General features: G+C 62.8%; 23 protein-coding genes. 16 read left to right on the forward strand and 7 right to left on the reverse strand.

Going from position 1 to position 23832, the window contains the following annotated elements:
- Nucleotides 1–317 precede the first annotated feature (317 nt).
- The 4 genes from dndE to dndB are packed head-to-tail and all read right to left on the reverse strand — an operon-like array spanning nucleotide 318 to nucleotide 5331.
- On the reverse strand, nucleotides 318–695 hold the full coding sequence (gene dndE, locus OG587_RS19760) for a DNA sulfur modification protein DndE (protein WP_329092372.1): 378 nt from the start codon (nucleotides 693–695) through the stop codon (nucleotides 318–320).
- Nucleotides 685–2673, reverse strand: coding sequence for a DNA sulfur modification protein DndD (gene dndD / locus OG587_RS19765; protein ID WP_329092374.1), 1989 nt, complete (start codon nucleotides 2671–2673; stop codon nucleotides 685–687). Before dndD ends, dndE begins: the two co-directional genes overlap by 11 nt.
- Nucleotides 2660–4183, reverse strand: coding sequence for a DNA phosphorothioation system sulfurtransferase DndC (gene dndC, locus OG587_RS19770; protein WP_329092377.1), 1524 nt, complete (start codon nucleotides 4181–4183; stop codon nucleotides 2660–2662). The genes dndD and dndC overlap by 14 nt, the downstream gene beginning before the upstream one ends.
- Nucleotides 4180–5331, reverse strand: a complete 1152-nt coding sequence (gene dndB / locus OG587_RS19775) for a DNA sulfur modification protein DndB (RefSeq protein ID WP_329092379.1) — start codon at nucleotides 5329–5331, stop codon at nucleotides 4180–4182. Before dndB ends, dndC begins: the two co-directional genes overlap by 4 nt.
- Nucleotides 5332–5369: 38 nt before the next feature.
- Between dndB and dndA the strand changes: the two genes are divergently transcribed.
- Nucleotides 5370–6536, forward strand: coding sequence for a cysteine desulfurase DndA (gene dndA, locus OG587_RS19780; protein WP_329092381.1), 1167 nt, complete (start codon nucleotides 5370–5372; stop codon nucleotides 6534–6536).
- Here dndA and OG587_RS19785 read toward each other — a convergent pair.
- Nucleotides 6533–7981: a DNA phosphorothioation-associated putative methyltransferase gene (locus OG587_RS19785; RefSeq protein WP_329092383.1), complete on the reverse strand. Its 1449-nt coding sequence runs from the start codon at nucleotides 7979–7981 to the stop codon at nucleotides 6533–6535. The genes dndA and OG587_RS19785 overlap by 4 nt on opposite strands.
- 519 nt (nucleotides 7982–8500) lie before the next feature.
- On the opposite strand from OG587_RS19785, the gene OG587_RS19790 reads away from it, so the two are divergent.
- The gene (locus OG587_RS19790; protein WP_329092385.1) at nucleotides 8501–9214 is read left to right on the forward strand and encodes a hypothetical protein; all 714 of its coding nucleotides are present in this window, start codon (nucleotides 8501–8503) and stop codon (nucleotides 9212–9214) included.
- A 2-nt stretch (nucleotides 9215–9216) separates the two neighbouring features.
- Nucleotides 9217–11469, forward strand: a complete 2253-nt coding sequence (locus OG587_RS19795; RefSeq protein WP_329092387.1) for a hypothetical protein — start codon at nucleotides 9217–9219, stop codon at nucleotides 11467–11469.
- A 9-nt stretch (nucleotides 11470–11478) separates the two neighbouring features.
- Here OG587_RS19795 and OG587_RS19800 read toward each other — a convergent pair whose 3' ends face one another.
- Nucleotides 11479–12210, reverse strand: a complete 732-nt coding sequence (locus OG587_RS19800) for a thymidylate synthase (protein WP_329092389.1) — start codon at nucleotides 12208–12210, stop codon at nucleotides 11479–11481.
- Nucleotides 12211–12605: 395 nt separating this feature from the next.
- Here OG587_RS19800 and OG587_RS19805 point away from each other — a divergent pair, with 395 nt between their 5' ends.
- From OG587_RS19805 to OG587_RS19820, 4 genes are read left to right on the forward strand one after another with little or no spacing between them, the layout of a single operon-like run.
- On the forward strand, nucleotides 12606–12860 hold the full coding sequence (locus OG587_RS19805) for a hypothetical protein (protein ID WP_329092390.1): 255 nt from the start codon (nucleotides 12606–12608) through the stop codon (nucleotides 12858–12860).
- Nucleotides 12838–13356: a DUF6879 family protein gene (locus OG587_RS19810; RefSeq protein ID WP_329092392.1), complete on the forward strand. Its 519-nt coding sequence runs from the start codon at nucleotides 12838–12840 to the stop codon at nucleotides 13354–13356. The genes OG587_RS19805 and OG587_RS19810 overlap by 23 nt, the downstream gene beginning before the upstream one ends.
- 13 nt (nucleotides 13357–13369) lie before the next feature.
- On the forward strand, nucleotides 13370–13774 hold the full coding sequence (locus OG587_RS19815) for a helix-turn-helix transcriptional regulator (protein WP_329092394.1): 405 nt from the start codon (nucleotides 13370–13372) through the stop codon (nucleotides 13772–13774).
- Nucleotides 13775–13808: 34 nt separating this feature from the next.
- Complete coding sequence (locus tag OG587_RS19820) at nucleotides 13809–14147, forward strand: nucleoside triphosphate pyrophosphohydrolase (RefSeq protein ID WP_329092396.1); 339 nt, start codon at nucleotides 13809–13811, stop codon at nucleotides 14145–14147.
- Between the two features lie 204 nt (nucleotides 14148–14351).
- On the opposite strand, the gene OG587_RS19825 is transcribed toward OG587_RS19820, so the two are convergent.
- Nucleotides 14352–15371: a methyltransferase gene (locus OG587_RS19825; RefSeq protein WP_329092398.1), complete on the reverse strand. Its 1020-nt coding sequence runs from the start codon at nucleotides 15369–15371 to the stop codon at nucleotides 14352–14354.
- Between the two features lie 716 nt (nucleotides 15372–16087).
- On the opposite strand from OG587_RS19825, the gene OG587_RS19830 reads away from it, so the two are divergent.
- The 9 genes from OG587_RS19830 to phzG all read left to right on the forward strand — a co-directional run bounded on the left by OG587_RS19830 (nucleotide 16088) and on the right by phzG (nucleotide 23744).
- Nucleotides 16088–16219 (forward strand): hypothetical protein, encoded by a 132-nt coding sequence (locus OG587_RS19830; RefSeq protein ID WP_329092400.1) that lies wholly within the window; start codon nucleotides 16088–16090, stop codon nucleotides 16217–16219.
- Between the two features lie 203 nt (nucleotides 16220–16422).
- On the forward strand, nucleotides 16423–16653 hold the full coding sequence (locus OG587_RS19835) for a hypothetical protein (RefSeq protein ID WP_329092401.1): 231 nt from the start codon (nucleotides 16423–16425) through the stop codon (nucleotides 16651–16653).
- A gap of 99 nt (nucleotides 16654–16752) precedes the next feature.
- Nucleotides 16753–18594, forward strand: coding sequence for an asparagine synthase (glutamine-hydrolyzing) (gene asnB / locus OG587_RS19840; protein ID WP_329092403.1), 1842 nt, complete (start codon nucleotides 16753–16755; stop codon nucleotides 18592–18594).
- Nucleotides 18595–18798: 204 nt separating this feature from the next.
- Complete coding sequence (locus OG587_RS19845) at nucleotides 18799–19266, forward strand: PhzA/PhzB family protein (protein WP_329092405.1); 468 nt, start codon at nucleotides 18799–18801, stop codon at nucleotides 19264–19266.
- A gap of 229 nt (nucleotides 19267–19495) precedes the next feature.
- A complete protein-coding gene (locus OG587_RS19850; protein WP_329092407.1) occupies nucleotides 19496–19723 on the forward strand; it encodes a hypothetical protein in 228 nt (75 codons plus the stop codon).
- Nucleotides 19724–19762: 39 nt separating this feature from the next.
- On the forward strand, nucleotides 19763–20386 hold the full coding sequence (locus OG587_RS19855) for an isochorismatase family protein (protein WP_329092409.1): 624 nt from the start codon (nucleotides 19763–19765) through the stop codon (nucleotides 20384–20386).
- Nucleotides 20383–22224, forward strand: a complete 1842-nt coding sequence (locus OG587_RS19860; RefSeq protein ID WP_329092411.1) for an anthranilate synthase family protein — start codon at nucleotides 20383–20385, stop codon at nucleotides 22222–22224. Before OG587_RS19855 ends, OG587_RS19860 begins: the two co-directional genes overlap by 4 nt.
- 64 nt (nucleotides 22225–22288) lie before the next feature.
- Nucleotides 22289–23116, forward strand: a complete 828-nt coding sequence (locus OG587_RS19865) for a PhzF family phenazine biosynthesis protein (protein ID WP_329092412.1) — start codon at nucleotides 22289–22291, stop codon at nucleotides 23114–23116.
- Nucleotides 23109–23744, forward strand: a complete 636-nt coding sequence (gene phzG, locus OG587_RS19870; RefSeq protein WP_329092414.1) for a phenazine biosynthesis FMN-dependent oxidase PhzG — start codon at nucleotides 23109–23111, stop codon at nucleotides 23742–23744. Before OG587_RS19865 ends, phzG begins: the two co-directional genes overlap by 8 nt.
- Nucleotides 23745–23832 lie beyond the last annotated feature (88 nt).

Genomic DNA, 23832 nt, shown 5'->3' on the forward strand with positions numbered 1-23832 from the left:
ACGTGTTTGAGAGGTGATCGTGAGGTTGTCTTGCCGAGTGGGTGGAGGCATGACACGACAACGGTTTTTACCCCGCTGGTCTGCCCGATGAGCAGTGGGTGCTGATCGATTTGCTGCCCGTCCACGCACTGGGGTGGTCACCCCGCCCGCTCAAACGGGTCCCTCGAACTAAATGATCATTACTCGAACACGCACTGAGACCAGAGACTCCTCCCTGGAGGCAATCTCAATGATCTGGTTGCAGTTGGTTCACTCCCTGATCGTGCGATAAATAAATCATCTCTCGGTAAAATTGAGCTATTCTGATGTGGATTGAGCTATTCTGATGTGGTCAGAATAAGATCGCTAATCGTATTGAGGTTTTTTCGTCCGGCTAGATATCCGATGCCGCGATGAAGGTGAACGATTAGCGCCTGTCCAAGCGTTTCTTCCGTTGGAGCTTCTCCGTCGTCTATGCATCGCTGTTTTAGGAGAGCAAGATACATATCCCCGTAGGTGCCGGCGAAGGTTCGCCAGGTCATTTCAACATTGGAGTCGGCGACGATCTCCCTTACCAAGGGTGGTGATGGGTCTGCCAGAGATAGGGAAAGGGCCCATCGGCAGAGGACGTTCCAATTCTTGATCCCGGTAACCCGCTTGAGCTTGATGAGCTGATCGCGAGCCGGCTGGGAAAGACGGATGGTGTCAAGCGACATAAGAAGTTCCACCCCACCCGTAGCCTCGCTCCACCGTGGTGGTGAACGTGGTGTCGTCGTGAACCAAGGTATAAGTCTGTGCGATGGCTGGGATCAGTCTCTTCAGCAAGTCGTCATCGATCTCTTCGTCTGTGGAGAGGAGCAGCACCTGATGACTGGCCTGGGGGAAGTAGCGTTCGACCAGGTTCTGCCGATGACGGCTGTCGAGTCGGCCGAGCGGAGTGTCGATCACGCTGGGCAGCCGGTTGCCGGCAACTCGGGCGAGGCCCCAGAGCAGTGAGACCGCCAGCAACTGTCGTTCACCGGCGCTTAGGCGCCCAGGATCCAGTTCTTCACCGTCAGCGCCGATCAGCGTCAGTGTGAACTTGCTGGTATCGATTCGAAGGTCCTGAATGAGTTCACCCTTGCGCATTAGGCGGGTAAAGCTGTCGAGGACAGCCACTTCAAGACGGCTGATGTGACGTTGCAGCAGGGCCTCGCCGAACTTCTCGAGGGTTGTGCGTACCCGGTCGGAATAGGAGACGACCCGTGCGGCGTGTTCCGCTTTCGCCAGCCCGCTGGCGCGTTTGCCGTAGGCACGCTCGCGCATCACCGTTAGGTTCTCGTGCTCGCGCGCCGCGCTGGCGTGAGCTTCCTCCATAGTTCGCAGATCATGTTCCAGCTGGCTGACACGCTTGCGTTCCTCGTCCTGCTGCTTTATCAGTCCAGCGATTACTTCTTCATCGGGGACGCCGGCAAGCTGGCGCTCAATGACACTGAGCTGATCGCGAAGGCTTGCTACCTCGGCGAGGAGATCGCGGGCGCGGGCGCGTTCGCTGCTGAGGATCTGATCAAGTGAGTCCAATTGCTGAATCGCGCCACGAGACATCTGAAGAAATCTAGGGATGTCCGCACTGACAGCGCGGCTCTGCCGGTCGGCTTCTAGGTGCTGGGTGATTTGACTAACCTGCTCGGCTGTAAGGGTGTTCCTTAGTAGGTCGAGAAGTTGCTGATCCCGATCATTCAGCACTTCGAGGACTTGCTCGGACTGGGCCGCTTCCTCTTCCCGAGTGACTTGCTGCCGTATCGCATCAAGGCGTGAGCCAAGGAGAAGTAGGGGAAGAGGCCCAGCTGCCAGGGTGTTGGCGAGCATATCGTTGAGGGCCTGAAGCTGTTTTTCTGCATGATCCTGTTGCGCTGCCAATTCGGCGCGCCGTCGGAACAGGTCGCCACCTTCCTTGGCAAAGGCCGTCTCAACTGTCTTCAGGTCCATCCGAGCCCGGAGGAGGAGAGCGCGGACCGACGCAACCCGCTGTAGCGCATCCGCGCGCGCTACCTCATTCTCCTCAAGCTGCTTTTCGATTGAAGCGATCTGATCGAGTGCGGTCCTATCTTCGTCCGAGACTTTCTGCCGCCGTTGAAGCGCTAGAAGGTCTGTACGAAGTTGCTCGACGGTGTTGACGCCCAAGAGTGAATACACCGCTGACTCGATAACTGGAGCAGCTCTATCGGGATCGGCGAGTGACTCGATCTTTTCGCCATCGAAGAAGAACAACGATGCTACTTCGAGGGGAAGTAAGTCTTCGATGTGGTCTGCCCAACCCTCGCCAATCACCTTGTCCATCTCGCCGTTGATGAACACGGCCAGTGACTCGCGCACGGCCTTACCGGTGAGCTGCCAAAAGCGCTCGATGCGGTAGTGACGCTGTTCGCCTTCAACCGTGGTGGAGAACCACAGCTTGATGCCGGCTTTTTTAGGGCTGGCCTGCCGGTTGATGCTGTCTCGCAGGTAGATGTCGTAGGAACGTGTCCCCCTGCCGCTACAGCGAGCCCGGGCGCCGTACAGGGCGAGTTGGATGGCATCAAGCAGCGTTGTCTTCCCACACCCGTTAAGACCACCGATCAGGATGATCGGCTTCCCTGGCTTGGGGGTGAGGTTAAGCGTTTGCTTGCCCCTGTAAGCCCCGAAGTTTTCCAGCGTGATGTCATGCAGGAGCATCTGTGGTCTCTTCGTTCAAGGAAAACAGTTCAGGGGCAATCTTGTTGTCGCGCATGCGTCGCGCATGCTCCGCCGCATCATCGGCGTCGGTGTAGTAGCCGCGCCGGATCGTGTCTTCCAGGGCTTCGAAGAGCCCGGAGCGACGGGTCATCGTCCGGAACTTGCGTTCAACAGCGAGTAGCTCACGCATCGTTCTGAAATGTAGGTCATCCCCGTCGCAGATCTCACGGAGTAGGTCCACTTCGTCTGCCGCCACGGTGAGGTGCTCATCCAATGGTTGCCCTGGGAACTCCTCGCCGGTCTCCTCCTTGTAGATTCTGGGGAGAGAGTCTTCGACTTCATGCTTGTCAAACACCCATATACGACGGATCTCGTGCAGCTCATCCATGGTGATGAGCTCGATGCCGCGGACGTACTCGGGGGCGTTCTTACGGATCCAAGTCTGCGCGTTAAGTAGCTTGCGTAGCCATGTCTCGCGAGACTTTTGGGTGTACGGCCCATGCACGACGCGGTCGTTGAAGAGCTGGATGTTTCCATTCATCTTGCGGAAGTCACGGAGATGACGGTCATCAGCAACGTCGAGCTCGTCGCGGAGCTCAAGGAGCGGCAGCATCCACTCCTTCTCCTCATCGTTCTGGATCATTGCCGACATGGACTTGTCCTTGTCGACAAGGGTGCACGTCCAGCAGCCAAAACGGCTGTCGCCGCAGGAAGGGGTGGTGTTGTCGACAACCAGTGGGCACTCGCCGTCACTGGAGGCGCCCTGGTACATGGTCAGCAGGTCCTTGTTGGGATGTCCCCACGGGTTAGGTTGCTGCATGAGGAAGGTCCAGACCTCGTCGTTGCTCCAGTCTTCGACGGGGCTATACACAAGGGAGTTGGGCAGGTTCCCGTTGGGCGAGAGACGCTCCCGTACTCGACGCTTCTCGTGCTTTTCCATCACCCGGGCCCGGACCTGGCTCTCGGCCTTGCGGATGCCGAGGACCAGGATCGCTTCTCCGTGATGGCGGACCACGTTTCGGATGAATGCGTTTGAAGGGCGGATCTTCAGCCGTTCTGTGCACCAGCGGAACTTCGGCCGTGGAGCGGGGTAGCCCTTACCAATCAGGCCGACCCAGAAGGTGTCCTTGACTTCCGGCGTCAGCCGGTTCGGTTCGATCGGTAGCTGCTGTGCCTCGGCCGCCTTGCGCATCGTCTCCAGAGACTGGGTGACCCAGGCGGCGACAACAGGGTTTTCAACGAGAGTGTCGGTGCTAATGACGTACACCGGCTTGGTCCGTTGCTCGGCAGGGAGCTCCTGGAGGGCTAGCCAGACGAGCTGGAGAATCGCAGTCGAGTCCTTGCCGCCGCTATAGCCGACCACCCATGGGACCTCGTCCGCGCAATAGAGCTCCCGGATCTCTTCGGTCAATCCGTTGACGACTGCGGCGAGACCACCGCGGTCCTGGAAGGGGGCGATTCGTCGCGTCGGGGTGTTCAGCGGTACAGCCGCACGCGTAGGGGTGCTCATCGCTCTCCTCGCAAGTAGGCGTCTTCGGCCTGCTTCTCTTCGGTGGTCAGTTCGAGGCTAAGGTGCTGCCTTAGGTAGTTCACGGTAAGTACGACGTTTTGGTGGCTTTTCGAGACCCGGCCGCCGACGATCGCACGCCCTTCCCAATCGCAGTTGTTTCGCGACCAATCCACTTGCCCCAGCGGATCCAGTTGAGGACGCCAGATTTCGGGATCGAGGGATTCCTGCAGGAGGGTGTTTCCGAGGCGGCCAAGGGCGTGCAGCGCGATGCCATGGGTGTGCAGGTACTGTCGCCGGATCTCGGCCGCGCTGAGGCTCCGTTTGCGGACAAGCCCCCACTCTGGAACCAGTTGATCGATGGCTTCCCAGTAACCTGCCGCGAGGTCGTACGCCTGCTTCTCACTGACGTCTATGTCTTGAAGGAGGGCGGTGGTCGCGTAGTACAGGGCACTCAAGGTGAAGAGCTTGCCGGATCGTCCAGAGAGCGTGCTGCTCTCCATGTCCACGAAACCGCGAAGGGCCGGAGACTTCAGAGCGAGCAATCGAGTCAGCTTCGACAACTCATCGCGATGATCATAGAGAACGCCGATGGACCTGGCCGGCCGCACAGCATGCCGGTTGAGATCGGCGAACATCTGTTGGCTGCGCTCCAGCCCCGCGTCGTGGAAGAAGACCACCGCGATCGTCTCATCGCCCAGGGAGGGATTGTCGCGCAGTGCCGCTTCGATCGCCGCACGCCGGTGCTGACCATCGTTGATCAAAACCCGAGAGGCCATCGGGACGTGCAACTGGCCGATCCGCATGCCAAGGCCCTGGCCGGAGGCGCTGACGAAGCGCATGGTGCCGTCGACGGAGGCTGTGAGGGCACTGAAAACGTAATCATCTGGATTGTCGATTATGTACCTGGCCAGGGCAGGAACACGGCCCTTGTTCAAGACTCGTTGAGCGCGTACCTCTGGGGCGAGCTCCTCTTCGTCGAAGAGGAAGATCTTGGGGATGAGGCTGAGCGGACACATCGATGCGTAATACTCACGCCCCGCCTGCACCCCCCTGATCGCTGGGAAGATGTACTCGAAGCCTGTGGCGGTCGATTCCCCGCGAAACTGGGTTGGTCCGTGTGTTCCCACCAGCCACACGGTAGCATGCACGTCACCTATTTAACGTACGTACGTTAAACCGACGAGCGGTGGAAGTGCTGGTGAGCAACGTGGTCGCGTACTTGGACGCTGCGGCGACAACCCGAGTGGAACCGCAGGTCGCAGAGGTCGTACTGCACTGGATGACCGAGGAGTTCGGCAACTCGGGCAGTCGTACCCATGAGTACGGGACTCGGGCAAAGCGGGCAGTGGCGCGGGCGCGGGAAGCGCTGGCGCATAGCCTATCGGCTCGCCCCGACGAGTTGATCTTTACAAGCGGAGCGACCGAGAGCAACAACATTGCGATCCTTGGGCTCGCTCCGCACGGTGAGAAGCAAGGACGCCGACACATCATCAGCTCCGCGGTTGAGCACAAGGCGGTCCTCGAACCGCTGGAGCATCTCAGTTCCCGGGGGTTTGAAATCGATCTCATCAGCCCTGGAACGTCGGGGCGTGTCAGTGTCGAAGCCGTCCAGGAGCGCCTGCGTCCTGACACCTTGCTCGTCTCCCTTATGCACGTGAACAACGAGACCGGTGTGATCCAACCGGTGACCGAATTGGCGAAGAAACTGCGTGAGACCTCTACGTACCTCCACGTGGATGCGGCTCAGGGGTACGGCAAGCTGACCGAAGATCTTCATGCGCCGATCGACCTTGTCAGCTTCACCGGTCACAAGATTGGCGGTCCCAAAGGCATCGGTGGACTGCTGGTCCGCAGACGGGGACGTGACAGCGTGCCGCTGACGCCTCTGATGTACGGCGGCGGCCAGGAGCGCAAGCTTCGCCCCGGTACTCTGCCGGTTCCCCTAGTGATGGGACTCGCGAAGGCCGCCGAGGTTTTCGAGAAGGAGCGGAAGCAGTGGTGGAGCGATGCGGAGAACTTCCGCCGCCAGCTTTTGCGATCGCTCGGCAGGACCAGGTTCCGGGTGAACGGGGACCAGGAGAACTCGATACCACACATCCTTAATCTGGCCTTTGACGATGTGGATGCTGAGGCGCTCATCCTGCAGCTCAAGGACTACGCCGCGGTCGCGACCGGATCGGCCTGCACCAGTGCTTCCTACACACCTAGCCATGTGCTGGCGGCGATGGACCTGCCCGAGCACGTTGCGAGCAACTCGCTCCGCCTCTCCTGGTTCCCCGGCCAGGTACAGGAGCTGGACATCGAGAGTTTCACAGACGTGATCGTGGACTACCAGGTGGGAGTTAGCTCCTAACCACGTCGAATCAAACGGTGGCCGCGTAGTGCTCGCTCACACCGGACCAGCTCAGCTTCCCAGCCGTCCTCGGTGCCGATCAGATGCGGGTTCTTGTACAGGCCGGCCTTGATCTCGCTCTGCGTTAGCCGTTCGTACTTTGGTACGTTGGGATCGTCTGATGCGAGGAATTCGTGTTTCCGATGGAGCAGGGGCCGATTGGCTGACTGGTCGTAGGAGATGAACGATGTCTTCAACGTGGCCAGGTCGACAACGTAAGAGCTCTTGAGTCGCGGGTGCGGGTCCGAATCGAACTCGGGGTAGTCCAACCAGCTCACCGCTCTGCCCTGGTGACGAAGTTTGAGAACCGACCATTCAGAAGGCCGGCCTGCGGCGATCGCAGCGCAGTGCTCGTAGAGTCTCAGCACGATGGGCATGAGGTCGATTGCACGCCGGTGTACATACAAGGCGGTTGGGGTGAGCTTGCCGACCTTGGATGCCTGCATGGCTCCGCGCACGTAGGAGTCGTCACGGAGCTTCAGCAGGATTCTGTCGGCTCGCTGGCATGCCTCCTTGTAAGAACTGAAGAACGCCCGCACGTCCAGTTGCACAGAAAGCGGCAGGCAGCTGAACGGTCCACGGCCATTGAACAGCTCCAGCGCGAGGAACAGCAGCGTGGTGAGGGTGGACCGCTTGGCCCCTTCGGCGATCTTGGCCGAGTCCGCCGATGAGCGGACAAGCCTCTGCAACTCGGAGATGCTGAGATGCGCCAGCAGCTCAGCCATCTGCCCAGGCATCTCCTCCAACCGGGGGATTCTTCCGCGCTGCTCGCTATGGTCGATGACCGAGGCGATGGCCGAGGCAGCGTCGTCGGACGCTAGCCAAGCGATATCCGGAGCGATCCGGCGAGCCAGATAGCTCAGGCGAGCCTCGTCCCGTTTGAACGCGTAGACGATGCCGGGGGCCGCGGAGACGCAGCGGACACCGGTCACATCTTCGACGTATCCCCGTAGCTCGCTCGCTCCAAAGAGATGCTGAAAGGTGCGACGGCTGGTGAGCACCCCATCGCCGAACTCGGCGCCCTTGACCTTGGATCTTTCCCACGTCAGACGGGTGGAGACCACCAGGGACTGTTCCGCGAGCTCCCAAGCCCTCAGGAGGGTACGGCGACGCTCCTGGGGGTCCTCAATGATGTTGAGAACGTAGGTGAGCAGGACCACATCGGCAGCTTCGAGACGCCCATTGGGGTGATAGTAGGGATCCCAACCGGATGCGGCGATGTCCATCGAGGTGAGGGCTTCAACGTCGGCGCCGCGACCGCATCCGTAGTCGAGAACCGAGGATCCAGGGATGATCTGCTGATCGATCACTGCCTGCCGTGCAGGGACGGATAGCCCAGTCCGTCCGATCGCCGTAAGGCGACGCTCACTCTGCCAAGCGTCGCCTGTCTCTTCTGTCAGGGTCACCCATCCATCATGGCGTGGAGAAGTTCGGCGCTTCGGAGAACTGGTCGAGATCTGAGGAGAAGGCCCTCGGGGTCCTCATCGCTCTTCCGGTTCATGTTGGTCGCGGCGAGTGCCATCAGGCCAGGTCGGATGTGGTCCGAGAAGTTAGAAGGGAGGGGGCTTAGCCATCGTTCCCGCTTTTGTGGCTTGCGAGATTGTTCGGTAGCGAGTTGCCTCGTGGTGAGGAGTTGGGGGCAGGATGGGCGAACGTTGGCCTGAGGTAGTCCCTGACAGGTAGCGTTAGAGACATCTACCGTTGAGACATCGCCAATGAGCACGAAGTGCGCGTGGTTCGCTCATCGCCCAATAAGAACAAACCAGTCCTTCGAAGACGAGTTCGCGCATACCTGAACAATGTGGTACCGCGAATGCCCTAGTCTGAACTGCAGGGGGATCTCCATAGCTGAACAGTTGCGATCGAGGTAGCACTCCATGAGCACGGGAACAAGTCAGGTAGAGCCGCCATGCAGGCGCCTATCCATGTTCGATGTGGATTCGGCCCCCAATGGTCCGGGGCTCTACGCGTGGTATGTCCGCCCTCAAGTATCGATCTCAAAATCGGATACAATCGCTGATGAGGAAGAAGCTGCCGCAGCATTCTTGGACGCCCTGCAGCGATATGCTCTCGTTTACGAGCCGCCCAGCATCGACCTTCGCGGCGAATCGGCCTACGAAGCCCGCTGGGCAGGGAAAATTCATGTCGAATATCCCCTCAGTGCACTGGGCGAATTTGTGCAGCCAGGCACACCACAGATCCAAGGAGGGGCTTCAGATACCGGTGGTGCCGAAGAAAGCGCTGCGCGAAGCCTTTTTCGAGCAGCTCATTCATACACAAAGAGGAACTCTTTAACACAAGTCCTTGACCAGGCCATACCGATATTCGCAGCACCGCTCTACATCGGTATCGCTGCAGACCTGAAGAAGCGCCTATCTAGGCACAAGAGCGACTTCACGCGGATCAGTGACTATTTGCGAAATCGACCGGATGATCGCTCGCGGGCGATAAAGCAGGCCAGGTCGTTCGGACATCGAGCTGCTGCACGTCAGGTAGCGATGGAAGACCTGGAGGTCTGGGTTTTAGATCTGGAGCCACTCATCCACGCGGGTATGAGCGGGGATGACCTTCGAGACATCACGCGCTCTGCTGAGTGGTATCTACATAGACTATTTTCGCCAATTCTTGGGAGGCGTTAGGCATGACAATGTTCGGATCGGGAAGCGGTCCGCGTTTCCAGGAATTCGTCCGTGGCACATGGGGCAGCTTCACCACGCCTGCAGGGCGTGTTGAGTACATCATGACCAAAGCACGCCTCGGCGACGAGAGCTCAGATCCTGAGCGTTTGCTCACTAAGAGCCTTGCGCCGGTCCGAGAAGTTATGGATGCTGAGGATCTAGACTTCAATCATCTGCTCCAGCGGGACCTTGACGATCATCGTGTCGCGATCAACTTGATCCCCTACCTTCTTCGTCCTAGGGCCACCGGACCGGCATTCTTTCCGCCGGTTGTCGCTGTCCTTCTTCCGTTCAAGAACAAGCGTCCGCACGAGCTTCCACCGTTGGGTTCTGAGGAATTTGTCAGTGACAACGATGGAAATTGGGTTCAGGCAACTGCCGGTGAGGCAATGCGCGTTAGACGCCTTGCCTACCCCGATGGGAAGCTTCACCCTATCCCAGTTGGTGAACTGTACTGGAATGAAGCCCACGCACGACTGGTTGTAATCGACGGTCAGCATCGGGCGATGGCGCTGCTTGCCATCGAGCGGACCCTTTCTAAGACTTGGGATCAGAGCGGTGGTGAACGCTTCAAGTCCTTTTACGAGATTCCGGTCCAACGAGAGCTAGAGCTCTGGCATCAACGCAACGGAGGATCTCTGGATCTCTCCCGCGTCGAAGTACCGGTAACCGCGTGTTGGTTTCCCGACCACGCAGGCCCGAAGGGCGATCCTCACGGCGTTGCACGAAAGCTATTCGTCGATGTCAACAAGGAGGCACGTCAGCCAAGTGAGTCGCGTCTCATCCTCCTTTCGGATGGGGAGCTTCAGAAAGTGCTTACACGTAGTCTGCTTAACGATCTCAGGAGCAAGTCGAATAGTAGGTTTCTACCGCTGTATGCCGTGGAGTACGACAACCCCGGGGAAACAACACAGTCTGCCCGCTGGTCCGCCATGACCAACATTCATCTACTCCAGATGGCGGTTGAACGTTGCGTCTTCGGTCCGCCCAAATACCTTCAGAAGGTTGATCTCACATTCAGCGGACGTGAGAGTGAGACAGTGCGGGACGCTTTTATGCGCGGCCAGCTAGAAATCTCAAGCCTCTTCCCTGTCCCGGTCAAGGATGGCGATTTTACATACATCGCGAACGAGATCGGAAATGCGAGTTTCCCTCTCGGTAAGGTCGAACAGATCACCGAGCAGTTTAAGCAGTCATGGGGTGACGCAATTTTAACCCTTCTTTCGGAGGTAGTGCACTATCGGGCCCACGCGGAAGCTCTCACGCAAGTCAAGGAGCATTGGGCTCCTGGTGATGTCCTCGCGCGCCTCGCTAGCGATGCCTTGTTTGGGGGCGTTGGCGTCTACTGGACCCTTCGAGACAGTAGTTCTCACTTCAAGCACGAATCCACTCTGCCGGGCATCAATCCAAACAGGACGAAGCCCGACATAGTCAAGGCTTGGGACTACCTTCAAGGAAAGCAAGAATCGTTTGAGAAACAGCGCACTAAAGAGCTTTTTGGTTCCGAAAGTGCCGACGCCATTAAGCGCAGCGTAGATGCGTACGACATGATGAACACACACGCATGTCAGCTGGGTATGATGCTTACCCTCGGCACTCTATGGAGGCTGCATGTAAAGGGCCGTGAACTTCGTGAAATTCCGGCATTCGCCAAAGATCTCGCCAATGCCTGGAATGCATACTTCATGCAGGAGGAGTGGCAAGGCAGAGCTCACGACAGGCGGCGTGTCTTCGCGAAACGTGGAGTGACGCACCCACTTAACGCCATCGCATCCATGGACACGCCTCAGGCTGTCTACTTTCGGTATTTCTGGCTCGAGATACTTGCAACGCCCGTCGCGTGGGAGCATGTGGCAGACTGGATCAAGGATCGCGAAATGTTCGAGCAGACTCTCAGCACTGCCCGGTCGCTTTACCACGGGTTCTTAGTGAAACAACACGAGAAGGCTCTCAAGGGCAGCGAACCATCTTTGATGGACGCGAAGCGAAAGCAGAAGGCAGAAAAGCACGCTGATCAAACTCTCAGGAGTGCGCTTATCGCCTGGTTTGACTTTCCCGTGGAACGATTTGATGCCTGGAAGGTTGGCGCCAAGATCATCGACGTATCGATAAACGGCGACTCCGTTGAAGGCGATGATGACGAATCGATCCCGGCGGCTGAGGGCGTTCCTGCGAATCTTCCTGAAGCGCTAGCGGAAGACATCCTTGACGACTAAGTCCGGTTTCTAATTGGACGTGATCGGCTGATCGGTATGCTTGATCTGCCGGTACGCCTCGAAGACCAGCAATATCTGCTGCCAGTAGGACGGCAGCCCGGTGGCCTTGACACTGGCCGAGGTGTGCTGGACGGCGTTGGTCCGCAGTGCCTCCTCCTGTTTCAGTACGGCACGCACTTCATGCCACCAGGAGCTGGTGGGCATCACGGGTGGGGTGAAGGTCGGCCGCCGGTAGTCCTCCTGGTTCACTTCGTTCAGTACACGGCGTACCGACTTGTAGTGGGGTTCGTTGACGTGCATCGACCCGACGTGATGGGTGTAGTGGCCGACCTGAACGCCGAGGAGGGTGGCGGCGAACTCCATCCCCGTGTAGGCGTCATTGCCGCGCACGTACGACGTCAGGTGCAGCCGGTTTTCGCGCAACATGAACTGGGCGGCGATCGTGCAGGACACGTCCGGATTGACCTGCTCGACGAGCTCGACGAGCTCGTTTGGGCGGAAGAAGCCCAGCACGGCGCGTTTGCTGTCGGGGTCTCTGCGCAGCAGGTCCAGGACCCGGTCCCACTGGGTGTGGCCGTCTTGGCCTCGGGTGAACAGGGCGCGGCCGTAGGCGGTACCGGTGAGCATGTGTCCATCCGCGGAGTAGGTGCCCATCCCCGGCGCGTAGTAGCCGATCATGCTGAGGTCACATCGTCCGGACAGGTACCACAGGGCCTCGGCGAGGTTGTAGACGACGTTCACCGGACGGCGGGTGAGGAAGGGCAACCGGTCCCGGGGGGGAGATCCGATAGGACACGTTCAGGAGTTCGGCGGAAGTGTTGCCTCGGGTGGAGATGTTGTGGTCCGGGCGGTTGGTGACTGCGTCCAATACGGCGATGTACACCTCATGGAAGGAAGGGAAAGTGGGGATGCTGAACACCAGCATCACCTGTCTTGGAGAGGTTCACGACAGCCCAGGGCGTCCAAACCGATGGAGCACATACACCGGACGGTAGGAAGCCGCTCACCTGGACTTCAACGAGTGTGCGAGCGTTTGCCGCGCTGGGTACCCAGACCGACGGATCCGCCGCGTGTGAGAAAACTCAAGCAAAACCGTTGAGGCGGGGAGCGGCCATCCGCACACTCAAGCAGAGCTGGTGACCTGCTCGGCGAAGGAGATCAGGATGGCGCTTCGGTTTCTCGGCAAAGATCCCGACAGCCCGAACGGTGACTCCGCGACGGTGTGGGAGGACACCGAGACCGGCGAGTATGTCCTTCAGGGGTATGTGGTGACCGACCCGGCCGCTCTTGGTGTCGGTCCCGTTCCCGACGGGGAGACGGTGATTCGGTTCCCCAGGCGCATGATGCGATTCTTTCCGGAGGTGAACGGTGGCGGTCGGGCAGACGCTTGAGCAGTGGCTGCGCGTGTGCACGTACTCCGCCCTGCATCTGGAGATGCGTGACGGCTACATGCTCGACGACCCCGACTACCATGCCTGGCAGGCCGGCCACCGGATCGACCCGGACGATCGGACTTCCTGGTGGCGGCCGTGGCTGCAGAACGTCGTCGACGCGACCGCTCGCGGTGTGGAGATGCGGCGCGCCCGGATCGTGTCCGAGCCTGTCAGCCAGTACATCCGGTACGAATACGACGTGACCTTTCCCAATGTGCGTGCGGGGGAGCAGGTGCGGTGGCTGCCCCGGCGTAACGCCACCGGTCTGGCGTTACCCGGTAACGACTTCTGGTTGTTCGATGAGGAGACGTTGCTGGTCAGCTACTTCAGCGGCGACGGCGACAAGGTGGGGGCGGAGACCTTCACCGACCCGGATCTCGTGAAGTTCTGCGTCACGGCGTTCGAGGCGGTGTGGGAGCGGGCCATTCCCCATGGCGACTACCGGCCCGCCTGAGCAGTAACGGATCATGCGTTCCTCGTCCTCCAGCGCTCACAAGGCGCTCGAAGCCCTCGGTGTGAAGCTGCGAGGTATCCGTCTCGATGCCGGCCTGTCGGGCCGTGCCCTCGGTCATCTGACCGGCTGGCACTCCTCCAAGGTCAGCAAGATCGAACACGGTAGGCAGACTCCCACGGTCTCACTGGGCATCATCCCGCTTGGCGCTGATCGTTCGAACATCTGGCCTGCTGAGGGATTTTGGATGTTCGACGCCGCGGAGGTGACGGTCGAGCTCGTGTCCGGGCACTTGACGATCACTCAGCCGCGCGAGGTCGCCATGTACGGCGATGCGTTCGCCGCGCTCGCCGAACTGGCGGTATACGGTTCCGATGCTCGTGCGTTGATCACATCGGCTATCGCCGCGTTGGACGGATGAGTGACACTTCCAGGTGCGGCCCACCATGGGGTGGGTGTCAGTGGCGATGCGCATACGAAGGAGTGGGTCCGAGGTGGGGAAACTCGTGCGGGACAGGATTCCGGAGATTATTCGCGCGGGTGGCGGGGATCCGGTGGTGACCGTTCTCGGGGATGCGGACTATCGCGAGGCGTTGTTAGAGAAGCTGTTCGAGGAGGCGGCGGAGTTGCGTGAGGCTTCGGCGGCCGGGGTGGCGGAGGAGATCGCCGACGTGCTCGAAGTGCTGCGGGCCGTCGCCCATGTCCACGGGTACGAGTGGTGGGACATCGAGAAGATCGCGGAGGTCAAACGCACCGAGCGGGGCGCGTTCCTCGAACGGCTCCACCTGGGTTGAGAGTGCCGGCCGAGTCGGCCCCCTGGCCTCAGGAACGACTGGCCTCAGGAACGACTGGCCTCAGAAACGACTGGCCTCAGAAACGACAGGCGAGGCGATGGAAGACGGCGGTCCGGGATCTTTGGAGCACCTCACCCGCGGCGGCAGCTGTCCCCCAGGCAGCGTCGCGATCGTCCGCCGCGGGATCGGCGAAGAAGAACGGCCCTAGTGTCGCGCCGAGGGACGTGGCGCCGCGATCATGGCGGTCGTCTCCATGGGTAGCTCGGCGACCCGTTCGACGTCCAGGCCGGCCCGGTTCAGCATCTCCTTGAACCTGTCAAGGGTGCGGTGCCGGCCGCCGGTTATCATCAGGAGCTGCAGATCCCACAGAGCGGGCAGCACGGTGGAGTCCTCGTCCACGACAAGACGATCGATGACCAGCAGTCGCGACGAAGAGCCCTCCATGGCACGCCGGCAGTTCTCGAAGACTTCGACGACCGCGTCATCTTCCCAGCCCGCCAGCACCCGGCAGAGAATGTAGACGTCCCCACCCGCCGGGACGGATTTGAACATGTCACCCGCGACCAGTTGGACGCGGTCCAGTCCGACCGTGGCGGCCAGGTGCTCACGCGCCGCGGGCATCATGTGTTCGCGGTCGAAGAGCGTGCCCCTGGCATCCGGTGTGGCGCCCAGGATCGCGGTGAGCAGGTGCCCGCCTCCCGCACCTACGTCCACGACCCTCTTGCCGGAGAAGTCGAAGATCTCCGGTACCTGGTCGAAGAACATGTTTGCGGCGTTCATGTTGCGCTGGAAACGCTTGGCGATGTCCTTGTCCTGGCTGAGATAGGTGTAAAACGACTGGCCGTAGGCCACTTCAAAACCCGAGCTGGTCGTGCTGATGGCGTGGTGGGCGTGACTCCAGGCGGTGTAGTACTCCTCGCCGTGGAGCAGGCACATGTCGCGTAGGGACTGAGGGCCGTCGAGCAGTGCCGCGCCAATAGTGGTATTCCGGTAACCGGTCCGCTCGTTGCCCTCGAATACGCCCATGGCCACCAGAAGTCGCATCAGGCGGTGAATGCCTTCTTCATTCGCCCCGGTCGATTCGGCGAGTTCGCCGCAGGTGGTCCGGCCGGCTTCGATATGGTCCGGCAGTCCGAGTTTGACCGCGGTGTAGAGTGCCTGCGCCCGCCACCCCCCGGTGATCATTTCAATCACATTCCGAGTCGTTTGAACGTCGACCGTCATTCCGACCTCCCGACCTTCCGACAGATTTTCCCAACAGTACCGATCAAGGACAGGCGCCGGAAGATGACAATCTGCTGAACAAGATCCTCACCGCCCACCACGCCGCTGCCGAGGGTGGCGCCGGTGGGGCCGGCAGGTGCGTCAGGAAGGGATGAAGGGCCTGGCCAGGAGCCATTCGATCCGCGCCACACTTCCGGGCGGATGCCCTGCTGCACGAAGAGTGACGCCCTGGATGTGTTGAGAATCAGAGAGAGGTCGTCGGCGGATTCCCTTGCTTCATCATGCGCACGGCGTGCGGTCGTTCCTCGAACGTGGCTCACCACCCATTTAATGCCATGAATTTACTGTTTTATTGTCAGGTCCGGAAGCCCGTAATTGTCTTGGTCCCGGCGCTGTAGTGCTGGCTTCCATTCGGTGTTCGAATCACGCACTCGGCTCGGGATCTCCCGTCTTTTCACCGTTGACAGGCGCCACCTCCAGAGTGTTATGTGGTCCTTAACGTCGATCCGGACGGAAAAAAACAGGTAGGGGTCCAGGCGTCTTCGATCCGGGGGGCAAAACGGGGAGCAGGCATCGCGCAAGACATCTCATTTTCCCCATGCTGTCACCTCTGGTTTAGGGAGCTGCCATGAATCGCCTGCGAATTATCGGTCGTCATCACAGCCCTTATGTCGGTGGTTGGCCACCCCGGCGGTCCCACTGCCGCCCGAGTAACCGTGGCGACTGACGTTGCGATGCAGGTGGACGCCGGCGGGAGGTCGCTGACCACCGCCAGGACCCCTGTCGAGTTGCTGAAGATCTTGGGCGAGAGGATTAAGGCCAAGGACTTGAACGGAATCATCGACTGAGCAGCCGGACGGTACGTGGTCGTACCTCCGGGATAACCCGTACCCGCCCCACGACGGCGCCGCCGCGCACCACTGATCGAACTACCTCGGCGGTCTCGTCTTCTTTGTGCTCAGCCGACCGGTCGGCGAGCCGGCTGTACAAACGGGAGCTTGATCCGCCGTACCCAAAATCGAGCATTTCACGGAAACCCCCGCCACTTTAGTTGACGTTCTGGACCTCCGATCGGCTGACCAACCGCTGGGGCGCGGTGATGCTGTGGGAGTCCACGGCCGATCTCACGGTGCCGATGCCGCCGAACCGGGTCACCGAGCTCATCGGATACCCGCCGACCCACCGAATGACGACCGACATCGAGGTCATCGTCGAAGGTGTCCACTCCGGTCAATTGGTCGATCTCGGCCTGGCCTTCGAGCCGGTCGGGAAGTCGCCGTGAGCGTACCGAACCCAGCCCCAGAGGCCCCGAGTTCTTGGCGCACTGATCGACTCCAACCTTGCCCCGCACAGTGCGCATGAGACGTAGGAAGGTAAAACGATGTGTGGAATCGCTGGCTGGGTCTCGTTCGATCGGGATCTGACCCGGCAGCAGGCGGACCTCGACGCGATGACGGCGACCATGGCCTGCCGGGGACCGGACGCCGAAGGCACCTGGCTTGATCGGCATGCGGGGCTGGGCCACCGAAGACTGGCGGTCATCGATATCGAAGGTGGCAGCCAGCCCATGTCGGTGCGCACCGACGACGGTGAGGTGGTGATCACCTACAGCGGCGAAACCTACAACTTCGGCGAGCTCCGGAGCGAGCTGGTCCGCCGTGGCCACCGGTTCCGGACCCGCAGCGATACCGAGGTGGTGCTGCACGGCTACCTGGAGTGGGACGAAGCAGTCGCCGAACGGCTCAACGGCATGTACGCCTTCGCCGTCTGGGATGCCAGGGCCGACAAGCTCGTCATGATCCGTGACCGGATGGGCATCAAGCCGCTCTACTACTCCAGTACCGCTGACGGGGTGCTGTTCGGTTCCGAGCCGAAGGCGATCCTCGCCAACCCGCTGGCGGATCGCGCGGTCGACCTCGACGGCCTGCGTGCGCTGTTCAGCTTCACCCAGCCGCCCGGAAGTGCGGTGTGGTGCGGGATGCGCGAGGTGGCACCGGGTGGCGTGGTCATCGTCGACCGTGCCGGCCTGCGTGAACGTCGCTATTGGACCCTGCGGACCCGTGCGCACACCGATGACCGGCAGACCAGCGTCGACACCGTGCGCTCGTTGCTCGAGGACATCGTGCGCCGTCAACTGGTCGCCGACGTGCCGCGCTGCACGCTGCTCTCCGGTGGGCTGGACTCCAGTGTGACCACCGCGCTGGCTGCCGCACAACTCGCCGAGCACGGCGAGCAGGTACGCAGCTTCGCGGTGGATTTCGTCGGGCAGACGGACAACTTCGTCGGCGATCACCTGCGCGGCACGCCGGACGCCCCCTATGCGCGTGAAGTGGCCGAGCACGTCGGCTCGCAGCATCAGAACATCATGCTCAAGCATTCCGAGCTGGCCGATCCGGCGATGCGCCGCGCGGTGATCACCGCGCGGGACAGTCCGTTCAGCCTCGGTGAGATGGACGCCTCACTGTACTTGCTGTTCAAAGCCATCCGTGAGCACTCCACGGTCGCCCTGTCCGGGGAGTCCTCCGACGAGATCTTCGGCGGGTACAGCTGGTTCCACCAGCCCGAGATACAGGCCGCGAACACCTTTCCGTGGATGGCCGTTTTCGTGACCGGCGCGCGAGCCCAGGTGTCCAACCGGTTCAACGCCGAGCTCAACGCCGCCCTCGACCTGCCCGGCTACATTCGCGACCAGTACGCCGGCGCGGTTGCCGAGGTCGAGCGGGCCGACGGTGAGACCGACCACGAGAGGCGGATGCGGGTGATCTCCTACCTGCATCTGACCCGGTTTGTGCGAATGCTCCTGGAGCGCAAAGACCGGATAAGCATGGCCGTCGGGCTGGAGGTCCGGGTCCCTTTCTGCGACCACCGACTCGTGGAGTATGTCTACAACACCCCGTGGTCGTTGAAGGCCTTCGACGGCAGGGAGAAAAGCCTGCTCCGCGCCGCGAGCGCCGACCTGCTGCCCCAGTCGGTGCTGTATCGGGTGAAAGCTCCCTACCCGGCCACTCGGGACCCGCTCTACACCGGTGTCCTGCTGCAGCAGGCCAAGGAACTCCTCACGACCGACGATCCGGTGTTCGAGCTCGTCGACCGCGGCTGGCTGGACGATGTCGCGCGGCAAGACTCGGCCACGATGCCCATCTATGTCCGCAACGGTATCGAGCGAGTACTCGATCTGAGCACCTGGCTGGACATCTACCGTCCCCAGCTCCGGCTGCTCTGACACATCGGGCCGGCCGATCAGGGGCACATCGCCCCACCGGTCGCCGCTTGAGGTGTCGGAGGCGACGTCCAGGTTGACCACCGGAGGCGATCGCGTGGGTCGTCATGGACCACGGCGATCGCCACCACCGCAAGGTTCCGATCTCCGATAAGGCCGGAACGTGGATTTCGAACACCGCAGTCAATCGGCAGGGAAAGGGAAGTCATGTGGAATGACGAGCACGCTGAACTTCGCCAGAAAAACTGGGCCACGGTCGAGAAATACATGAACACGACCGGCCAGGACCGGCTCAAGCGCCATCTGCTGTTCACCGACGACGGCGTCGGCGGCCTCTGGACGAACGACACCGGAAAGCCCATAGTCATCAACGGGAAAGACCGGCTCGCGGCGCACGCGGTCTGGTCGCTGGAATGCTTTCCCGACTGGGTGTGGACCAACATCCAGATCTTCGAGACGCAGGATCCGAACTTCTTCTGGGTGGAGTGCGACGGGGTCGGGGCCATCCGATTCCCCGGTTACCCGGAAGGACGATACGAGAATCACTTCCTTCACTCCTTCGAGCTCGTCGACGGCCTGATCAAGCGGCAGCGCGAGTTCATGAACCCCTTCGAGCAACTGCGCGCGCTCGGCATCCCGGTGCCGCAGGTCAAACGCGAGGGCATCCCGACCTGAGCGGAGCCCGGACGATGGCGGGTATCCAGCGCCGCGGCAGCCGGTCCGGGACGATCCCGCGCGGGTTCGCCGGGTGACCGAGGTGCCGGCTGGCCGGTCGTCCGGCGCCGGTCCGGGCGGGTGACGTGCGCGGCGTGCTCGCCAAGGTCGCCGAGGTCGCCGCCGGGCGGCCCCTGGTTCTGCGGGCGGACATCCCGCGCGTCGGCCTGCCGTCCGGGGGGCCAACCCGGTGGCCTGCGCCGGCGGCGTGCCGGGCGGGCTCCACCCGGAGGCCACCCCGGACGGCGTCACCGAGTGCGTCACCGAGTGCGTCACCGAGTGCGTCACCGAATGCGTCACCGAGTGCGGCGCCGATGAGAGCCGCTTCGACCAGGCGGGGGAGCGCGACGCCACGCTGTGCGACCCCCGCCTCCCCCTCTGGCAGGCCGTACAGGCCATCTCCGCCTGGAGCGACTGACGCCCCGGGCCCTCACCGGACCCTCGAAGGAGGACGATCATGCCCGGGATCCCCCCGATCACCCCCTACCCGCTGCCCACGACGGGAGATCTGCCCCGCAACACCGCCCGCTGGACTCCCGACCCGGCGCGCGCGGTCCTGCTCATTCACGACATGCAGCGTTACTTCCTCAAGCCTTTCCCGCCGTCGATGCGCGAAGAACTCGTCGGAGCCGTCGCCCGGCTCCGCGAGCAGAGCGCCGCGCTGGGCGTGCCCGTCGCCTACACCGCCCAGCCGGGCTCGATGACCGAGGAGGAACGCGGCCTGCTCAAGGACTTCTGGGGGCCCGGCATGCGCCGCGCCCCGGAGGACCGGCTCATGGCCGACGAGCTCGCCCCGGCGCCGGGTGACTGGGAGTTCGCCAAGTTCCGCTACAGCGCCTTCGCCCGCACCGACCTGCTGGAGCGGCTGCGTGCCGCCGGGCGCGACCAGTTGATCGTCTGCGGCGTGTACGCCCACGTCGGCGTACTCATGACGGCGGTCGACTCCTTCACCCACGACCTGGAGACCTTCCTGGTCGCCGACGCGGTGGCCGACTTCTCGTCCGACTACCACCGGCTGGCCCTGACCTACGCCGCCGAGCGCTGCGCCGTACTGCTCACCGCGAAGGAGGTCTGGCCATGACGGACCTACTGGACCGCCTGCGCGAGGCCCCCGCCTTCGCCCTGCTGCACCGACCGGAGTCCGGCGCGCCCGGCACGGTCGACGTGCTGCTGGGCGAGGTGATCGAGGTGGCACGCCTGGCCGACCTGCCCCTGGAGGACCAGGCGCCCGCCCGGGAGCGGCCGTGGCACGAGGTGCTGGCGATCATCCCGTTCCGGCAGATACGTGAGCGCGGTTACGCCTGCTCCGACGACGGCGTGCCCCTGCTGGCGATGAAGGTGACGGACCAGGAGATCATCTCGACCGACCAGGCGCTCACCCGCCTTCCCGACCGGCTCATCTCCACCACCGGCGGCGAGTTCGACGTCTCGGACGACCAGTACGCCGAAATCGTCCGCCGGGTGCTCAAGGAGGCGATAGGTGAGGGCGAGGGGGCCAACTTCGTCATCAAGCGCTCCTTCGTCACCACCATCGACGACTACACGCCCGCCCACGCCCTGGCCTTCTTCCGCAGGCTGCTGGCGATGGAGTCGGGCGCTTACTGGACCTTCCTCGTCCACACCGGAGAGCGCACCTTCGTCGGCGCCACCCCCGAGCGGCACCTGACGCTGCGCGACGGCGTGGCGACGATGAACCCGATCAGCGGCACCTACCGCTATCCGCCCACCGGCCCCGCGCTCGGCGACCTCATGGACTTCCTGGCCGACCGCAAGGAGTCGGAGGAGCTCTACATGGTCCTCGACGAGGAGCTGAAGATGATGACCCGCTTCTGCGCGCCCGGCGTGCGGGTGGCGGGCCCGCGACTGAAGGAGATGTCGCGCCTGGCGCACACCGAGTACTACATCGAGGGTACGAGCGACTGGGATGTCCGCGACATCCTGCGCGAATCCATGTTCGCCCCGACCGTCACCGGCAGCCCGCTGGAGAACGCCTGCCGCGTCATCGAGCGCTACGAGCCGCACAGCCGGGGCTACTACAGCGGAGCCATGGCCCTGATCGGCCGCGACGCCGCCGGCGCGCGGACGCTCGACTCGGCGATCCTCATCCGCACCGCGGAGATCGACACCCGCGGTGAGACGAGGATCGGGGTGGGCTCCACCCTCGTGCGCCACTCCGACCCGGTCTCGGAGATCGCCGAGACCCGTGCCAAGGTGGCCGGGCTACTGGCCGCCCTCGCCCCCGGCATCAGGACGCGGCTCGGCCGCCACCCCGACGTCCGCGCGGCCCTGGCCCGCCGCAACAGCGACATCTCCGGCTTCTGGCTCGGGTACGGCGACGCGGAGGGCCGGGACCTCACCGGGGTGCGCACGCTGATCATCGACGCGGAGGACACCTTCACCTCCATGCTCGACCACCAGCTCCGCTCCCTGGGCATGGCGGTCACCGTCCGCCGCTACGACGACGACCCCGGCCTGAGCGGCCACGACCTCGTCGTGCTCGGCCCCGGCCCGGGTGACCCCCGCGACCTCACCCACCCCAAGATCGCCTACCTGGACCGGGCGGTTCGCGAGCTTCTGGACGGCCAGACCCCCTTCCTCACCGTATGCCTCAGCCACCAGGTGCTCTGCCGGGTGCTCGGCTTCCCCCTGTGCCGCCGTGCCGTACCGAACCAGGGAGCGCCGCGCACGATCGACCTGTTCGGAGCCACCGAACGCGTCGGCTTCTACAACACCTTCGCCGCCCGCCCGGACGCCGAGGCCAGGGGAGACGTGGAGCTCTGCCTCGATCCGGACAACGGCGAGATCCACGCCCTGCGTGGTGCGCACTTCGCCTCGATCCAGTTCCACGCCGAGTCGGTGCTCACCCGCAACGGCCCGCGCATCCTCTCCTCCCTGATCGAAAGGGCAATGACATCATGACCGAGCCTGCCGAGGTCATCTGCGAACACCGTGACCTGGTCACGAGGCCGGCGAAGGAGGTCTCATGACGCATCCCTATGTGGTCGTCGACTCCTTCACCGACACCCCGCTGTCCGGCAATCCGGTCGCGGTCCTCTTCGATGCCGAGGACCTGACCGCCGACCGCATGCAGGCCATCGCCAAGGAGATGAACCTCTCCGAGACGACCTTCGTCCTGCCCGCCCGCGAGGACGGTGACTACCACGTCCGCGTCTTCACCCCGGTCAACGAGCTGCCCTTCGCGGGCCATCCGCTGCTGGGCACCGCGGTCGCCCTCGGCGAGTTCTTCGACGGCGACCGGCTGCGGCTGGAGACCAAGATGGGCGTCATCCCCTTCGACCTGGTGCGCGAGGGCGACGCGGTGGTCGCGGCGACGATGGAGCAGCCGACCCCCACCTTCTCGACGTTCGAGCGGGAGGAAGAGCTGCTGGCGGCGCTGGGGCTGGAGAGCTCCACCCTCCCGGTCGAGATCTACGTCAACGGACCGCGCCACGTCTTCGTCGGCCTGCCGAGCGTCGAGGCGCTGGCCGGGCTCCGCCCCGACCACCGGGCGCTGGCGGCCTTCGAGAACATGGCGACCAACTGTTTCACCGGATCGGGGACGTACTGGCGCAGCCGCATGTTCTCTCCGGCGTACGGGGTGCAGGAGGACGCGGCCACCGGCTCCGCCGCCGGCCCGCTCGCCCTGCACCTGGGACGGCACGGCCGTGTCGGGTTCGACACGTGGATCGAGATCCACCAGGGCGTCGAGATGGGCCGCCCCTCCCTGATGCGGGCCCGTGCGGAAGAGGGCGGCCGGATCCTGGTTTCCGGCGCCGCCGCACCCGTGGCCAGAGGAGTGATCCTTGTCTAGCCGATACGAAAGTCTCACGGGCCCCACGGACCTGGACTTCCCGGAGTACGACTGCCCGCCGCCCGAGCCGCTGGAGCTGGCGGGCCGATGGCTGGCGACCGCCGTCGACATCGGCGTGCGCGAGCCCAAGGCGCTGGCCCTGGCCACTGCCGACAGCCGAGGCCGCCCTTCCAGCCGGACGGTGATCGTGCAGGAGTTCGACCGGCGCGGCCTGCTCTTCATCACCCACGCCACCAGCCAGAAGGGCCGGGAGATCGCCGAGAACGGCTGGGCTTCCGGACTGCTCTACTGGCGGGAAACCGCCCAGCAACTGATCTTCTCGGGTCCGGTCGTACGGCTCGGCGCGGCCGAGGCCGACCTGCTCTGGGCGGGCAGGCCCACCCCCTTGCTCTCCATGTCCACCGCCTCCTGGCAGAGCGCCCCCTTGGAAGATCCAGAGGCGGTGCTGAAGGAGGCCGAGCGCCTGGCCGTACTCCGGGAACCGCTGCCGAGACCCGACCGGTTCGCCGGTTATCGCCTGGAACCCACCGCGGTGGAGTTCTGGGCCGCGGCCTCGTCCCGGTTGCACCGCAGGCTCCGCTACGACCTGACCGAGGACGGCTGGCGGCCCGTCCGGCTCCATCCCTGATTCCCGGCTGAAGGGCTCACTCGGGGACGCGGGGTATCGCGAGGCGTTGCTGGAGAAGCCGTTCGAGGAGGCGGGGGCCCTCCGGAGT

The sequence above is a fragment of the Streptosporangium sp. NBC_01469 genome (assembly GCF_036227305.1).
Taxonomy (GTDB): domain Bacteria; phylum Actinomycetota; class Actinomycetes; order Streptosporangiales; family Streptosporangiaceae; genus Streptosporangium.

Coding starts and splice junctions, on each gene's coding strand:
- dndE (WP_329092372.1), bottom strand. CDS start 695: ATGTCGCTTGACACCATCCGTCTTTCCCAGCCGGCTCGCGATCAGCTC.
- dndD (WP_329092374.1), bottom strand. CDS start 2,673: ATGCTCCTGCATGACATCACGCTGGAAAACTTCGGGGCTTACAGGGGC.
- dndC (WP_329092377.1), bottom strand. CDS start 4,183: ATGAGCACCCCTACGCGTGCGGCTGTACCGCTGAACACCCCGACGCGA.
- OG587_RS19790 (WP_329092385.1), top strand. CDS start 8,501: ATGTTCGATGTGGATTCGGCCCCCAATGGTCCGGGGCTCTACGCGTGG.
- OG587_RS19795 (WP_329092387.1), top strand. CDS start 9,217: ATGACAATGTTCGGATCGGGAAGCGGTCCGCGTTTCCAGGAATTCGTC.
- OG587_RS19815 (WP_329092394.1), top strand. CDS start 13,370: ATGCGTTCCTCGTCCTCCAGCGCTCACAAGGCGCTCGAAGCCCTCGGT.
- OG587_RS19825 (WP_329092398.1), bottom strand. CDS start 15,371: ATGACGGTCGACGTTCAAACGACTCGGAATGTGATTGAAATGATCACC.
- asnB (WP_329092403.1), top strand. CDS start 16,753: ATGTGTGGAATCGCTGGCTGGGTCTCGTTCGATCGGGATCTGACCCGG.
- OG587_RS19845 (WP_329092405.1), top strand. CDS start 18,799: ATGTGGAATGACGAGCACGCTGAACTTCGCCAGAAAAACTGGGCCACG.
- OG587_RS19855 (WP_329092409.1), top strand. CDS start 19,763: ATGCCCGGGATCCCCCCGATCACCCCCTACCCGCTGCCCACGACGGGA.
- OG587_RS19860 (WP_329092411.1), top strand. CDS start 20,383: ATGACGGACCTACTGGACCGCCTGCGCGAGGCCCCCGCCTTCGCCCTG.
- OG587_RS19865 (WP_329092412.1), top strand. CDS start 22,289: ATGACGCATCCCTATGTGGTCGTCGACTCCTTCACCGACACCCCGCTG.